12 protein-coding genes and 1 tRNA gene are annotated in these 13,923 nt (G+C 75.9%); 9 read left to right on the top strand and 4 right to left on the bottom strand.

The features are described 5' to 3' along the window. The first annotated feature begins 135 nt into the window (after positions 1-135). Complete coding sequence (locus tag ACH4FX_RS32845; RefSeq protein WP_398485075.1) at positions 136-714, top strand: hypothetical protein; 579 nt, start codon at positions 136-138, stop codon at positions 712-714. Between the two features lie 45 nt (positions 715-759). On the opposite strand, the gene ACH4FX_RS32840 is transcribed toward ACH4FX_RS32845, so the two are convergent. After that, a complete protein-coding gene (locus ACH4FX_RS32840) occupies positions 760-1,626 on the bottom strand; it encodes a spermidine synthase (RefSeq protein WP_398485074.1) in 867 nt (288 codons plus the stop codon). Between the two features lie 40 nt (positions 1,627-1,666). Beyond that, the gene (locus ACH4FX_RS32835) at positions 1,667-2,224 is read right to left on the bottom strand and encodes a hypothetical protein (protein ID WP_398485073.1); all 558 of its coding nucleotides are present in this window, start codon (positions 2,222-2,224) and stop codon (positions 1,667-1,669) included. Between the two features lie 231 nt (positions 2,225-2,455). Here ACH4FX_RS32835 and ACH4FX_RS32830 point away from each other — a divergent pair, with 231 nt between their 5' ends. Beyond that, positions 2,456-3,976: a tetratricopeptide repeat protein gene (locus tag ACH4FX_RS32830; RefSeq protein WP_398485072.1), complete on the top strand. Its 1,521-nt coding sequence runs from the start codon at positions 2,456-2,458 to the stop codon at positions 3,974-3,976. A gap of 154 nt (positions 3,977-4,130) precedes the next feature. On the opposite strand, the gene ACH4FX_RS32825 is transcribed toward ACH4FX_RS32830, so the two are convergent. Beyond that, positions 4,131-4,724: a histidine phosphatase family protein gene (locus ACH4FX_RS32825; protein WP_398485071.1), complete on the bottom strand. Its 594-nt coding sequence runs from the start codon at positions 4,722-4,724 to the stop codon at positions 4,131-4,133. A 318-nt stretch (positions 4,725-5,042) separates the two neighbouring features. Here ACH4FX_RS32825 and ACH4FX_RS32820 point away from each other — a divergent pair, with 318 nt between their 5' ends. The 7 genes from ACH4FX_RS32820 (at position 5,043) to ACH4FX_RS32790 (ending at position 12,267) form a co-directional block, all read left to right on the top strand. After that, entirely contained in the window at positions 5,043-6,107 is a 1,065-nt protein-coding gene (locus ACH4FX_RS32820; RefSeq protein ID WP_398485070.1) for a phosphatase PAP2 family protein, read from the top strand. Beyond that, complete coding sequence (locus ACH4FX_RS32815; protein ID WP_398485069.1) at positions 6,007-7,377, top strand: hypothetical protein; 1,371 nt, start codon at positions 6,007-6,009, stop codon at positions 7,375-7,377. Before ACH4FX_RS32820 ends, ACH4FX_RS32815 begins: the two co-directional genes overlap by 101 nt. Further along, the gene (locus tag ACH4FX_RS32810; RefSeq protein WP_398485068.1) at positions 7,368-9,077 is read left to right on the top strand and encodes a hypothetical protein; all 1,710 of its coding nucleotides are present in this window, start codon (positions 7,368-7,370) and stop codon (positions 9,075-9,077) included. The genes ACH4FX_RS32815 and ACH4FX_RS32810 overlap by 10 nt, the downstream gene beginning before the upstream one ends. A gap of 53 nt (positions 9,078-9,130) precedes the next feature. After that, on the top strand, positions 9,131-10,486 hold the full coding sequence (locus ACH4FX_RS32805) for an AAA domain-containing protein (protein WP_398485109.1): 1,356 nt from the start codon (positions 9,131-9,133) through the stop codon (positions 10,484-10,486). Between the two features lie 289 nt (positions 10,487-10,775). Next, positions 10,776-11,159: a hypothetical protein gene (locus tag ACH4FX_RS32800; RefSeq protein ID WP_398485067.1), complete on the top strand. Its 384-nt coding sequence runs from the start codon at positions 10,776-10,778 to the stop codon at positions 11,157-11,159. A 157-nt stretch (positions 11,160-11,316) separates the two neighbouring features. Further along, complete coding sequence (locus tag ACH4FX_RS32795) at positions 11,317-12,051, top strand: hypothetical protein (protein ID WP_398485066.1); 735 nt, start codon at positions 11,317-11,319, stop codon at positions 12,049-12,051. Positions 12,052-12,193: 142 nt separating this feature from the next. Continuing rightward, positions 12,194-12,267, top strand: a tRNA-Lys gene (locus tag ACH4FX_RS32790). Positions 12,268-12,331: 64 nt separating this feature from the next. On the opposite strand, the gene ACH4FX_RS32785 is transcribed toward ACH4FX_RS32790, so the two are convergent. Further along, a complete protein-coding gene (locus tag ACH4FX_RS32785) occupies positions 12,332-13,555 on the bottom strand; it encodes a M6 family metalloprotease domain-containing protein (RefSeq protein ID WP_398485065.1) in 1,224 nt (407 codons plus the stop codon). Positions 13,556-13,923: the final 368 nt, after the last annotated feature.

Raw genomic sequence — 13,923 nt, 5'->3', positions numbered from 1 at the left:
CCGGTCCCGCTTTCGGCGGGTCTCGCCCACCGTCCCCGGCCCGTCCCGGATCGTCCCGCCGCACCGGCTATGTCCCACCGTGCTGTGACCAAGTCCCCCCTGACCGGCGCCGGATCGTGGTGCACCATGAGTCGGATGCACAGAGCACTGGTTCACACCGCGGCCTGGACGCTGGCGACGGGCGCCGCCGTCACGCTGTCGTGGTTCGGTGTGCACACCGTGCTGGCCGGTACGGCGTACGACCCGCCACGCGCGCTCCCTCTCTCCGACGCGCCGTCGGCGCACCCCGGGGGCGACGGCGGGGCCCCGCCCCGCGCCTCCTCCACGCACCGGCCCAAGCCTTCCGGGTCCCCCTCCGCCCGCCCCGGCCGGTCCGCGAAACCGGCCGTCCCTCCCGGGGATTCCAGCGGCACGGGGGCCGGCGCCGGCGGAAAGGGCACGGGAAGCGGCCCGAACCCGCCGGGCGGCGACACCTCGACCGCCGCGAGCGGCACGGTCAAGAGCTTCTCCACCGCGGGCGGCCGGGTGGTCCTCGACATGGGCACCCGGTCGGCCCAGCTGGTGTCGGCCACCCCGGACGCGGGCTGGCAGATGCAGGTGTGGCAGCAGAACCAGTGGATCCGCGTCGACTTCACGGGCGGCACGGGACGCACGTCGGTCTTCTGCACCTGGAACGGTCACCCGCCGCTGGTCCAGACGGACACCCACGCGTGAGGCGCGCCGAGTCGACCGGCCGTCAACCGTCCGACGGTCGTCCCGTCAGGTGAAGACGGCCGGCGGCGGGGACGGCGAGTCCACCGCGGTCGCGTCCGTCACCGGCTGGGCTCCCCCGGTGAAGTCCAGCAGCGCGCGCCCGTGTTCGACGCGGCCCTGCTGCGGGTCGGTCGCGGCCCGCCGGGTCAGCTCGGCGACCGGGAGTTCCCCGGTGGCGGCGAGCAGGACGGCGTTGCCGAAGCGCTTGCCTCTCAGGACGGCCGGATCGGCGGTCAGGCACAGTTCGGGGAAGACCGTGCGCACCGTGGCGATCTGCGCCCGTACGAAGGCCAGCGGCGGCCCGTCCGTGAGGTTGGCCGCGTACCAGCCGCCCGGCCGCAGCGCCCGGGCGACCTCGCCCGCGAATTCGGTGCTGGTCAGGTGTGCCGGGGTGCGGGCGCCGCGGAACACGTCCGCGATCACCAGGTCCGCCCAGCCATCCGGGATCTTCGCGAGCCCGGCCCGGGCGTCCGCGCCGCGCACCCTGATCCGCCAGCCGCTGTCCAGGGGCAGTTCCCGGCGGACGAGCCGGACCAGCGGCGCGTCGATCTCCACGGCCTGCTGGGTCGAGCGGGGGCGGGTGGCCGCGACGTAACGCGCCATGGTGAGCGCCCCGCCGCCCAGGTGCACCACCTGGAGGGGCCGGCCGGGCGGCGCGGCGAGGTCGACGATGTGGCCGAGCCGGCGCTGGTAGGCGAAGTCCAGGTACGCCGGGTCGTCCAGGTCGACGTGCGACTGCGGGGCGCCGTCGATGAGGAGCGTCCAGCCGCGCGGCCGGTCGCGGTCGGGGCGCAGCTCGGCGACCCCGCCGTCCACGGTTTCCACCACGGGCTCGGGACCCGTACGGGACCGGCCGCGCCTGCTCTTCGCCATGCCCCCCAGTATGCCGCGTATCCCCAGGTCAGGGCGGGCGTCAGCGGCAGCGGTCGACGGCCTCGATCGTGCGGGCCGCCTCGCCGAGGGCCTCGCGCAGGACCACGGGGTCGGTGGACGTGCCGCACGCGCCCTCCGGGGGCACCAGCCAGTCGGTGCCCGCGACGGGCGGCTCGGCGGGGACACCGTCGGCGCCCGGCGCGCCGCCCGCCGACGCCTCGCGCGCATACGTCTGCGTACAGGCGCTGCCCGGCAGGTCCCAGCCGTCGGCCGTGCCCGGCGGCACCAGGAAGCCGAGGGTGTCGCACGCGCCGTCGTGCAGGACCGGGCCGACACCGGCGCGCAGCCGGAGGATGTCGACCGCCTCCAGGCCCTGACGGGCCGGCACGGTCACCAGGTCGCAGGTCCGGGGCGCCTCGGCGAGCACGCTGGTCTCCGTGGAGGGCCAGCGCCGGTCCGCGGCCGGTGCGCCGCGCCCGGCCGCCCGGCCGCCCGGGTGCACCGCGCGTCCGGCGCGCGCGGTGCCGTGTGCCGCACCGGCGGCACCCGGCTCACCGCCGACGGCAGTCCTGACCTTGGCCACGCCGGTCTCCCGCACGCGAACCCCTCCTCTGCACGCGCCGATCCCTTTACTTCCTGTTCAACGTCCGGACACGTCGGCGGCTACTGCGGCAGGCGCCGCAATGGATGGCAGTTCATGGCGGATCGTGCATGAGATATCCGGTTTGTAGCCAAACCCTGCGTGTCGGCGGCGTCACAGCTAGTACGGTTCGTCCCGCCGCACCGCCCGGCCGCGGTACCGCCACGGAGAGGGCACGGAGGGTCTGCCATGGCGTCGCCAGCCGCGGGATCAGCGTCGTCCCGGAACATTCCCGCACAGCCGAACCACGCCTTCCGGCAGTTGCGCGGGCGGCTCTCGCCGGGCGAGTTCGCGGCGTCGGTGCGCCGCGCCGCCCGCGAGATCGGGGAACAGGTCGCGTGCGACGCCCGGTACGTGGGCCGCGTCGAGGCCGGGGAGATCCGCTGCCCGAACTACGCCTACGAGCGGGTGTTCCGCCACATGTTCCCCGGCCTCACGCTCGCGGACATGGGGTTCGCGCCGCGCGAGACGGTCCGCGGGCGGCGTGCCCGTGCGGCGGCCGCGGCCGGGGCCCCCTCGGGGCCCGCGCCCGGGCCCGGCGTCCCCGACCTGTGTACCGAGACCGGCAAGGAGAGCGACGTGCTGCGTCGCGCGTTCATCACCGGCGGCCCGGCCGCCGCTCTGGGGCTCACCGCGCTGCCCCCGTTCGTCCCGGAGGCCGCCGCCGGCCCCCGCGTACCGGGCGCCCTCCCGGCCGAACGCCCCGGACGGGCCGGTGAGGCGGAGGCCGCGGCGGTCGAGGAGGCGGTGCGCCGCATCCGGCTGCTGGACGACCGGCACGGCGGGGAGGGCCTGTACCGGCGTGCCGCGCAGCCGCTGCGCACCGCGTACGAACTGCTGGACGCCGGGGTGCACCGCCGGTCCGTCCGCGACCGTCTGCACGCGGGCGCGGGCGAACTGGCCATCTCCGTCGGCTGGCTGGCCCACGACTCGGGCCGGTTCGGCGACGCCCGGTCGCACTACGCCGAGGCGCTGGCCACCGCCCGGGTCGCCGGGGACGCCGCCCTTGAGGCGCACGCGTTCTGCAACACGGCCTTCCTGGCGCGCGACGCCCACCGCCCCCGGGAGGCCGTCCGTGCGGCGCAGGCCGCCCAACTGGCCGCCAAGCACCTCGGGGCGCCGCGCCTGCTGTCGCTCCTGGCGCTGCGCGAGGCGGGCGGCTGGGCGGGGCTGGGCGACCGCCGGAGCTGCGAGCAGGCGCTGCTGCGGGCCCATCGACTGTTCGCCAGGGGGCCGTCCGACCACGATCCCGAGTGGATGTCCTTCTACGGCGAGGCCGAGCTGGCGGGCCTGGAGGCGCAGTGCTGGTCGGCCCTGGGCGAGCAGGAGCGCGCGGCGGCGCACGCGCGCCGGGCGGTGGCGCTCCAGGACGCGCACTTCACCCGCAACATCGCCCTGTTCACCGCGGAGCTGGCGGGGGACCTCGCGCTCAGCCGGGCGCCCGAGGAGGCCGCGACGGCCGGGACGCGGGCGCTGGAGCTCCTGGAGGACGTCCGGTCGGCCCGTATCCGGACGATGCTGGACGCGACGGCGCGGGCGCTGCGGCCGTACCGCGACGGGGCCGGGCGCGCGGGCGACGAGGTGGCCGCCTTCCTGGACCGGCACGCCGCCGCCCGGCCGCCGGCCTCCCGGAAGCAGGTCCGGCAGGGGGCGCGGCGGCCGTCCGGTGCGCTGCCGGGGCAGCGGGCGGCCGATGTGCACATGGCTTGAGGGCGGGCGTACGGCCTGAAGGTCTTGAGGGCGGGCGTACGGCCTGAAGGTGCGGTCGCGGGGTGTGGCGTGGCCCCGGGGGCTTCCGGGCGCCTGCCCAGGTCTCCGGGCGACGAGCGGGCCCGGGCGTGCCGGGTTTCCGCCCGGCGGTCGCTCAGCCCAGGTGGCCGGTGTCGTTCCAGCGCTCGATCGCCGGCTCCCCGTACGCCCAGCCCAGCACCGACAGGGACGTCGGCTCCAGGCGGATGCGGGCGGCGAAGGAGACGTCCAGGCCGAGCCAGCGGGCGCCCAGGGAGCGCAGGATGTGGCCGTGCCCGAAGATCAGCACGTCGCGGTCGGCCGAGCGGGCCCACTGGACGACCTCGTCGGCCCGCGCCGCGACCTCGGCCAGCGTCTCGCCCTCGGGGACGCCGTCGCGCCAGATGAACCAGTCCGGGCGGCCGGACTTGATCTCGGCGGGGGTCAGGCCCTCGTACGCGCCGTAGTCGACCTCCATCAGCGCGGCCCAGTCCCGCGCCCGGTCGCCGAAGCCGGCCAGCTCGCAGGTCTCCTTGGCGCGGACCAGGGGGCTGGTGCGGACCTCGACGTCCGGCAGGCCGTCCCAGGGGGCGCGGTGCAGCCGCTCCCCCAGGAGCTTGGCGCCACGGCGGCCCTCCTCCAGGAGCGGAATGTCCGTACGGCCGGTGTGCTTGCCGGACAGGGACCACTCCGTCTGCCCGTGCCGGGCCAGCAGAATGCGCGGTGCCATGGGGAATACCTCTGGCCGATTGCTCGGCTTTCCGTCGTCGGAGCCCGCTTCGGGGCTGATGTTGCTCGATGGTGATCGATCGACGCTGATCTGGTGTCCGGCTCTCGTCGCCTTCTGGCGGTGGCCGTCCGTTCCATCATCGCGCATCGCCCCGTACGCCAGGGGCGGACCCCTCCCGGCCGGGACCATCGCGCCATACGGCGTACGGTTGAGGGTCGGCGTTTTTCCGCGCCGACGGGTGCCGCACCGCGCCGCACCCCCTCGCACCAGGCCCGCGGCCGATCCGGCACGGGCCACGCACGTTGGAGAACGACCGGGATGGACACCGCAGCGCGCCGCCCCGCGGCAGCCGGCAGCCGGCCGCGCTGGTGGACGGAACTGCCACTGCTGGCCCTCGTGTACATGGCCTACTCCGCCGGGCGGCTCGTGGCCCGGGGTGACGTGCACTCCGCCGCCGGGCACGGCCGGACGATCCTGCGGTGGGAAGAGCTGCTGCGCATCGACCCGGAACGCGCGCTGAACCGTCTCTTCACCAGCACCCCCGCCCTCGGCATACCCGCCGACTTCGCGTACGCCTCGCTGCACTACCTGATCACGCCCGCGGTCCTCATATGGCTGTGGCACCGGCGTCCCGCGCACTACCGGACGCTCCGTACGTGGCTGATGCTCGCCACGCTCATCGGTCTGATCGGGTTCACGCTGCTGCCGACCGCGCCGCCGCGCCTGCTGGAGACGGGCAGCGGCTTCGCGGACACCATGGCGCGGTTCTCCTCGTACGGCTGGTGGGGCGACGACGCGAGCGCGCCGCGCGGGCTCGGCGGCATGACGAACCAGTTCGCGGCGATGCCCAGCCTGCACGTGGGGTGGGCGCTGTGGTGCGGGGCGGTCCTGTGGAAGCACGGCCGGTCGCGGGCGACGCGGGCCCTCGCGGTGGCGTACCCGCTGGTCATCGTGCTGGTGGTGATGGGCACCGCCAACCACTACCTGCTGGACGCGCTCGCCGGTACGGCCGTGATGGGGCTGGGCCTGCTGCTGACACGCCCGGCGCTGCGGCTGGCGGACCGGGTGCGCGGTGCGGTGGCGGGCGCGGCGGTCGCCCGGGCGGAGTCGGGGGCAGGTTCCGGGGCGGGCGCCGTGCCCGCGGCCGGGGCGGGGGCCGCACCCGGGACCAGGGCGGACGGCGTGCCCAAGCCCGGGATGGGCGGGGTGGCCGTGGCGACCGGGGTGGCCGGGACGGCGGGCACGCACGCGCATGTCAGTGGCGGATGCGAGACTTCCGCGGGTGAACGTATTCCGCGACAGCCGGCCCGCCGCGGCCGGCCGCCCGCCGCAGCAGCCTCCGCTGCCGCAGCCGACGACGGGGCTGCGACAGCGGCTCGGTGAGCTGCGCGGCCCCGGCGTCCGCCCGCGGCCGCTGGACGCCCGGGCGCTCGCCGCGCTGGCCGCCAACCCCGGCTGCCGCCGCCGCTCGCTGCTGGACGGCGCGGGGATCGACAAGGCGGCGCTCGCGAGCGCCCTCGGCTCCCCCGCTCCCTTCGGGCAGTCGCAGTTCGCCCTGGCCCGGGGCAATTCGTTCGAGGCCCGCGTCAAGGCGGACGACGGCGCGGACCTGATGCGCCTGGTGTACGAGCGCATGGGCGGGGGCGCGGCGCCGCCCGAGCCCGGCCGGGTCGCCGTCCCCGACCTGTCCGCCGCCGGTCCCGAGGGGCGCGCCGCCCGTACGGCCCTGGCGCTGCGCGAGGCCACCACCGCGGGTGGCTGGACGCTGCTGGACCACCCGTTGCTCGCCCTGGAGGTGGCCGGGTCGCCCGCCTACCTGGAGCCGGACGCGGTCGTGGTGCATCCGGACGGCGGCTGGACGGTCGTGGAGATCAAGTCGTTCCCGATGATCGACGGGGCCGCCGACCCGGCCAAGGTGGGCGCCGCCGCCCGGCAGGCCGCCGTGTACGTCCTCGCGTTGCAGCGGGTGGCCGCCCAGGTGCTCGCCGCGACCGGCCGTACCGTGCCGGTGCGGGACCGGGTGCTGCTGGTCTGCCCGAAGGACTTCGCCAACCGCCCGGCCGCCGAGGCCGTCGACATCCGCAGACAACTGGCGACGACCAGGCGCCAGTTGCGGCGCCTGACGAAGGTCGAGGACATCGCCGGGCAGCTCCCGCCCGGCACCACCTTCGACCTCCGGCTCGCGGACGACGGCAGGACGGCGACCCGGCCCGCCGCCGAGCTGGCCGAGGCGGTGGACGCGGTCGAGGCGGCGTACGCGCCGGAGTGCCTCGCCGCCTGCGAGCTGGCGTTCCACTGCCGCGGCCGGGCCCGGGCGGCGGGCGCGGTGGAGTCGCTGGGCCGCGGGGTGCGCGGCGAGCTGGGCGGGCTGCGGACCGTCGCGGAGGTGCTGGCGGCGGCGGGCACGGAGGCCGGGGTGAACGCGGACGGCGGGGCCGGCGCGGACGGCGTGGAGGACGCGGACGGCGGGGCGGGCAGCGCCGCCCCTTCCTCCGACGCGCTCTCCTCCGACGCCCCCGCGGTCGAGGCACTGCGCCGTGCGGCGGCCCTGCGCGCCGAGGCGCTGGCCGCCGCCGGGCAGGCGCGGCACCGGTCGTACGGCACCGGGGACGGCCCGGCCGACGGTGCGACCGAGGAGGCGCCATGGCGTTGATCGAGGTGCTCGCCAGGATGGAGGCCGTGGCGGCGGGCCGCGCGCAGCCGCTGACCACGGTCCGGCACCGCCATCTGTCCGAGCGGCCGCTGGTCTTCGTCCCGTTGACGACCGCGGGTGAGGCGGGCGCGCCGCTGGGCGCGCTGGTCGGCACCGACCGCGAGAAGCCGCTGCTGCTCGCCGTACCCCAGCCGCGCGACCGTGACCTGCGGTTCGCCTTCCTCGCCGAGCTGGCCGAGGCCGTCCTGCCGTACGTGGACGGGTACGCGGACACCGTCGAGCTGGAGGAGCGCAAGGAGACCGACCCGGAGACGGGCAGGAAGGTCCCGGTCGAGGTCGAACTGTGCGCCGACGCGCCACAGGTGATCGTGCCGAGCGCGGCGGGTGTGGAGTACGTACGCCTGCTGGGCCGGTCCATGCGGTTCCGGCGGACCGCCGAGCAGGAACCGGACACCCCGCATCCGGCACCGCCCCATGTGCCGTTGCTGGGCCGCTGGTTCACGCACTTCGGCGAGCGGGCCCGGGTGCCGGGCGCGAGTCTGCTGCTGCCGATGACCGGGCTGCTCGCCCGCCACTGGGCGACCGGCCAGAGCAACCTGGAGGACCAGCACCTGGGCGCGCTGCTCGCCTGGCTGGACCCGCCGGAGGGCGAGCACGGCGCGGTGGCCGCGGAGCGCGCCGAGACGGCGCGGGACGCGGCCGGCCAGCTGCTGTGCCCGCCGGCCGGCCCGGCCACCGACCCGGCCTTCGACAACAAGCTCCTCGCCCCGGCGATGGCCCGCTACGACGCCGGGCTGCCCGGCGCCGAGGACGAGATCCGCGGCCTGGTGGAGAGCTGTCTGCGCCCCACCTGGGACGCCGTGTGGCGGGGCCTCGACCTGCTGCGCGCGCTGCCCGAGGGCGCCCGGGTGGCGGACCGCTGGAAGCGCGACCGCTGGTCGTACACGTCACACCGCGACCGGGTACGGGCCGGTGAGCCGCCGCAGCCCAAGCGGGACGACGCGATCACGGCCGCGCAGAAGCTCTCCTCCCGGGAGACCGCCCAGGCGCAGCTGGACGCGCAGGAGGCGCTGGACGACCCGCTGGTCATGGCGGCCCGGCGGCTCGCCGGGGAGGCCCTGGTGGGCGAGGTGACCGGGGTCGAGATGGCGTATTCGCAGGGCAAGCGGCCGATGCCGCGCCCGCTGGTGACGCTGTGGACGGACGACCGGCCGCAGCTGGCCGAGGGCGGCAAGCTGTACCGTCCGCTGCCGGACGGGAAGAGCCAGCCCGCCGAGTTCGTCGGGTACGTGACGGGCGGGCCGGCCGACGGGTCGGGTGGACCGGCAGACGGACCGGACGGGCCGGGCGGACCGGCAGCCGGATCGGGCAGCCCTTCAGACGGGCCGAGCGGACCGAGTGGACCGGACGGTCCGCCCGGCCCGGCGGACGCCCCGAGCGTTCCGACGGCCGGGCGTCCGTACGGCCTGGTCATCCGGCTCACCGGTGGCATGGGGCGCGGCAGGACGCCGGAGCCCGGGTCGGTGCCGGAGCCCGGCGACCAGGTGTGCTGGACGCTGTTCGAACACCAGCCGCGGGGCGGTCCGGAGCTGCCCGCCCCCGAGGACACGCCGTGGACGCACGGCGGACCGCCCGCCGCCGACGCCGGCGCGCTGCCGGCGGACCTGCCCGATCCCGTCACCGCGGAGGACTTCCTGTGACCGAGGCCCGCCCCGCGTACCCCGATGTGCCCGCCGCGCGGCGGCCGGACGACGTGGCGCCCTCCGCCCCCGGCGCGGCAGCGCCTTTCGACCCCGGCGCGGCGGCGGCCGAGGCGACCGACGCGATCCTGCGCAGCACCCTGCACGGCACGCACCGTGGCGTCGTCGTGGACTCCCCGCCCGGCGCGGGCAAGTCCACGCTGGTGGTGCGGGCGGCCCGCGAACTGGCCGCGGCCGGGCGCCCGTTGATGATCGTCGCGCAGACCAACGCGCAGGTGGACGACCTCGTCCTGCGCATCGCCGAGAAGGACCCGGAGCTGCCGGTGGGGCGGCTGCACAGCAGTGAGCCGGGCGCGTTCGACCCGGCGCTCACGGAGCTGCCCGCCGTCCGTACGTCCGCCAGGATCGCCGACCTGGCGGGGCTGGACATCGTCGTCTCGACGGCGGCCAAGTGGGCGTACACGAAGGTCGAGGAGCCCTGGCAGCACGCCATCGTGGACGAGGCGTACCAGATGCGCTCGGACGCGCTGCTCGCCGTCGGCGGGCTGTTCGAGCGGGCGCTGTTCGTGGGCGATCCGGGGCAGTTGGACCCGTTCAGCGTGGTCGGCGCCGAGCAGTGGGCCGGGCTGGCCTACGACCCGTCGGCCAGCGCCGTGACCACCCTGCTGGCGCACAACCCCGGCCTGCCGCAGCACCGGCTGCCGGTCTCCTGGCGGCTGCCCGCCTCCGCCGCGCGGCTGGTCTCCGACGCGTTCTACCCGTACACACCGTTCCGCAGCGGCACGGACCACGGCGACCGCCGGCTCGGCTTCGGGGTGCCCTCGGACGGCTCGGGCGTGGACCGCGTCCTGGACGAGGCCGCCGAATCCGGCTGGGGCCTGCTCGAACTGCCCGCCCGGCACACCCCGCGCACGGACCCGGAGGCGGTGCACGCCGTCGCGCTGGTGGTCCGGCGGCTGCTGGACCGGGGCGGCGCGGCGACCAGCGAGCGCTCCCCCGATCCGGTACCGCTGACCGCCGACCGGATCGCGGTCGGCACCGCCCACCGCGACCAGGCGGCGGCGGTACGGGCCGCGCTGGCCGGACTGGGCGTCGGCGGTGTGGCGGTGGACACCGCCAACCGCCTCCAGGGCCGCGAGTTCGACGTCACGGTCTTCCTGCATCCGCTCTCCGGCCGCCCCGACGCGACCGCCTTCCACCTGGAGACCGGCCGGCTGTGCGTCCTCGCCTCCCGGCACCGGCACGCCTGCATCGTGGTCTGCCGGGCGGGCGTGGCCGAGCTGCTGGACGAGCACCCGTCCGCCGAACCCGTCCAACTCGGCGTCACGGTCAAGTTCCCGGACGGCTGGGAGGCCATGATGTCCACATGGGATCACTGGTCCGGGCACCGGGTGGTCTGGCGTCCCTGATGAGGGCCTGGGCGGCGAGCCCCGGCACCCCGCCTTCCGGCCCGGCCCTGGTCCGGCCCGGAGCGGACCGGACTGCGCCCGGCCGGGGCGCGCGCACCCCACCGCGGCGCACTTTCGCTGTCGCGCGCGGCGTACGGTCGTACGGTGGCGGTGCGGGGCGCGTCAGTGGGCGTGCGGCGGATGGCGCGCCGTGCCCGGCGGGCGGACGGGACCCGTACGGGCGTGAGCCCAGGCGCACTTGCGCGGCGCGGGACAATGGAACGCGGCACACGATCCAGGAGGTACGTACATGTCCGAGCCGCAACCGGCTCCCGGCCCGCGCCGGACGGCCCCGGCGCCCCGGCGCCTGAAACCGGCTCCGTTGCTCTTCGAGCCTCCGGAGGCCACGTCCGACCCCGAGCACTTCTTCGACCTGGAGTCCGTCGAGGACCCCAAGGAGCTGCTCGCCCGCTCCACCGAGCTGACGCTCGCCTTCCGCGCGGCGGCGGACCGGGCCACGGAGTTCCAGGCGATGGCGGCGGCCCAGCTCGCCGACCCCAAGCGCTTCGACCGGCTGCCGCTCTCGGTGATCGCGGAGCGCGCCGACTGGACCGAGGACTACGCCGCGAAGATGGTCGAGTTCGGCCGCGGCCTGCTGCGCAGCAGCGGCAACCGGCTGGACGACCTGGACTGAACGCACGGCTCCGGACCTGCCCGGCCCATGATCACCCACGTTGATCATGGGCCGTTGGCATATGCGGGCGCGGAAACATACCCCACACCGCCCCGGCCTGTCCCGATTTCAGCCATTCCGCAGAAACGGAACACCCCCTACCGGTAGACCTGCCCCCATGGACGACTGGCCCTCCGAGCACCCCCGCCACCCCGCCCCCGCCACGTTCCACACCGCGTCGTTCGTCACCCTCGCCGGCGCCGACTGGCTCGCCTCCGCCGATCCGTGCCCGGAGAGCGTGCACGCGCGGTGGGCGGCCTCCCCGGACGCGCCGAGCACGCTCCCGTGCGGCACCGTCTTCGACGTGATCAACGCGCCCGCGCTCTTCGGCCGCGACCTGGTGGACCGCTTGTGGACCGCCGGGCCCGGTTCCGGTCCGGTCGCCACCCACCGCGGCCGCATCCTGTTGTTCGCCGAGCCCGGCACGGCCCGGCGGCTGCCCGCCCTGCTCGCCTGGGAGGAGTGGGCCGCCTCCGTACCGCCGCTGCTCTGCCACGGCACCGGCGACGCGGTGACCGTCCCGCCCCTCTTCCCGCACCGCCCGGCACGGCCCGGCGACCCGGCCTCCGGCGCCGCGGCCCCGGCCCCGGCCGCCCCCACCGGCCGCACGGCCCCCACCGCCGCCTACAGCGACTACGAGCCGCGCTCCCCCGGCCCCGGATGCGACCCCGAGGCCGACGCCCCGGGCCTCGCCGCCTCCCGCTGGCTGGTCGCCCCGGACGTACGCCATCCGTGGCTCCCCGGCCCCGGCACGCTGCTCTGGGCCTGCATACGCGCCACCCGCCGCGCTCCCGCCCCCGAAGCGGCACCGGCGCCCGGCGCGCCGGGGAGCACACCGCCGCCGGCCCTGTGACCAGCGCCACCACCGCTCCGGAGGCCCCGCGGCACGGCCCTCCGGGGCCCGGCGCGCCCCGTACGGACCGGTGGGGAACCGGCCCCGCGGAATCGATTTTTGCGCCACCGGATCAGGATGCTAATGTTTTCCACGTCAGCAGGCGCCGCTAGCTCAGTTGGTTAGAGCAGCTGACTCTTAATCAGCGGGTCCGGGGTTCGAGTCCCTGGCGGCGCACCGACAGAAGAAGGCCCCCACCTCGGTGGGGGCCTTCTTCGTATGCCCGTGGGCGGGCGCGGTCTCAGCTCCGGCCGACCTTGACCGTCCAGTCCCCCGAGGGCGACCGCCCGTACACCTGCACCCGCACCCGGTCCGCCGCGTCGGTGATGCTCTCCCCCTCGCCGAGCGGCGCATCAGCAAGCCGGGGGTAGACGGAAGTCCCCCAACACGCCTCGGTACCGGGGTGGCCGTCCAGTACCTCCACCGGGCCACTCCCGGAGGCGGTCTCGCTGCGTACGCGGTAGACCAGCACGCCCTCGGTGCAGACGTCGTGATCGTTGCCCACCGCGCCGCGCGCCTCGATGGCCAGCGCGCTGCGCGGACCGGTGCGCACCACCAGGAGCCGCGACCGCCGCGCGTCGCCCGGCGCCATGGGCGCCGACAACGGCCGCAGCGTGTGCACGGCGGCGCGCCGCTCCCTGGACAGCGAGACGCACGTCACCTGCCGGCCACCCAGCCAGCCCAGCTTCCACTTGTGCCAGCCGAAGGGGTCGGGGGCCAGTCCGAACTGGCTGCCCATGAGGTCCCAGTCCCCCACATAGGTGTCCCAGTCCCCTTTGCCGTCCCGCGGCCGGTGGTAGAGGTCCGGCAGGTCGAAGACGTGGCCGGTCTCGTGCGCCAGCACATTGCGGTCCGGCGGGCTCTGCTCGAAGACGGTGACGAACCGGCGCAGGTCGGCGTCGTCGGCGTGCAGCGGCCGGTCGAGGTTGACGACCTTGGTGGCGTCGGAGTCGACCCCGGGCGCGTCCGGGTCGGCGACGAGGTAGACCACGTCGTAGCGGCTGAAGTCCACCACACCGTCGGCGGCGGCCACGGCGTCGCGCAGGTAGGCGCCGCGGCGGCCGGCGTCCCAGTCCCGCCGTATGCCGTACGAGCCGGAGACCTGCGGCATCCGCACCCAGTGCCGCTGGATGTCCGGGCGCAGCCTGAAGCGGCCGTAGGAGGCGCGCTCGAAGAAGCGGGAGGTGGCCGGGAAGTAGTCGGCGGCCAGCTCCCGGGGGTCGGCGACCGGCTCGGAGTCCGGGAAGGACAGGAAGACCATGACGGCGTCGAGGGTGCGCGCGGGTCGGGGGTAGGTCCGGTCCCAGGTGTCCAGGCCCTCGGAGTGGTGCGCGTCGGTACGGGCCAGCGCGCAGGGCAGGGACCCTTCGGACGCGGTGGCGGGGCCCGTGATGACGGAGGTGGCTATGACCGCGCTGAGGGAGGTGGCCACCGCGGCCACCCGGCGCAGCACATGACGGTCCACCTCCGGAGGTTGCTGGGCACGTGGCACATCGACCTCCCGGTACGGATTCGGAGCACCCTCCCCACTTTGTGGCGGTTTGCCGACATCCGTCCTGTTCCGGGGCCCCAGACGAGTGACCGGCTCAACTCCCCGCCCCGTAACGGAAAGTCACTATCGATCGTTGACCGGATACGCATGAACACAGCCGGACGGAAATGGCCAAACTTCCGCCATGGGTGCCGATGATCACGGCTGCGTCGCTGGATAGGCCCTTGCGGCAGCCTCTATGATCGCCACACTTTCCAGCGCGGATTCCCCCTCCATCACGAGACAAGCGCCATGCGGGAGCGAGCAGTGAGCGGATACCCCGGCGGCACGGGCCGCGCGCC

This window comes from Streptomyces sp. NPDC018019, from assembly GCF_044327805.1.
Taxonomy (GTDB): Bacteria; Actinomycetota; Actinomycetes; order Streptomycetales; family Streptomycetaceae; genus Streptomyces.
This window is presented reverse-complemented; position numbering and strand designations above follow the sequence as displayed.

Coding starts and splice junctions, on each gene's coding strand:
- ACH4FX_RS32845 (WP_398485075.1), top strand. CDS start 136: ATGCACAGAGCACTGGTTCACACCGCGGCCTGGACGCTGGCGACGGGC.
- ACH4FX_RS32840 (WP_398485074.1), bottom strand. CDS start 1,626: ATGGCGAAGAGCAGGCGCGGCCGGTCCCGTACGGGTCCCGAGCCCGTG.
- ACH4FX_RS32830 (WP_398485072.1), top strand. CDS start 2,456: ATGGCGTCGCCAGCCGCGGGATCAGCGTCGTCCCGGAACATTCCCGCA.
- ACH4FX_RS32825 (WP_398485071.1), bottom strand. CDS start 4,724: ATGGCACCGCGCATTCTGCTGGCCCGGCACGGGCAGACGGAGTGGTCC.
- ACH4FX_RS32820 (WP_398485070.1), top strand. CDS start 5,043: ATGGACACCGCAGCGCGCCGCCCCGCGGCAGCCGGCAGCCGGCCGCGC.
- ACH4FX_RS32810 (WP_398485068.1), top strand. CDS start 7,368: ATGGCGTTGATCGAGGTGCTCGCCAGGATGGAGGCCGTGGCGGCGGGC.
- ACH4FX_RS32800 (WP_398485067.1), top strand. CDS start 10,776: ATGTCCGAGCCGCAACCGGCTCCCGGCCCGCGCCGGACGGCCCCGGCG.
- ACH4FX_RS32795 (WP_398485066.1), top strand. CDS start 11,317: ATGGACGACTGGCCCTCCGAGCACCCCCGCCACCCCGCCCCCGCCACG.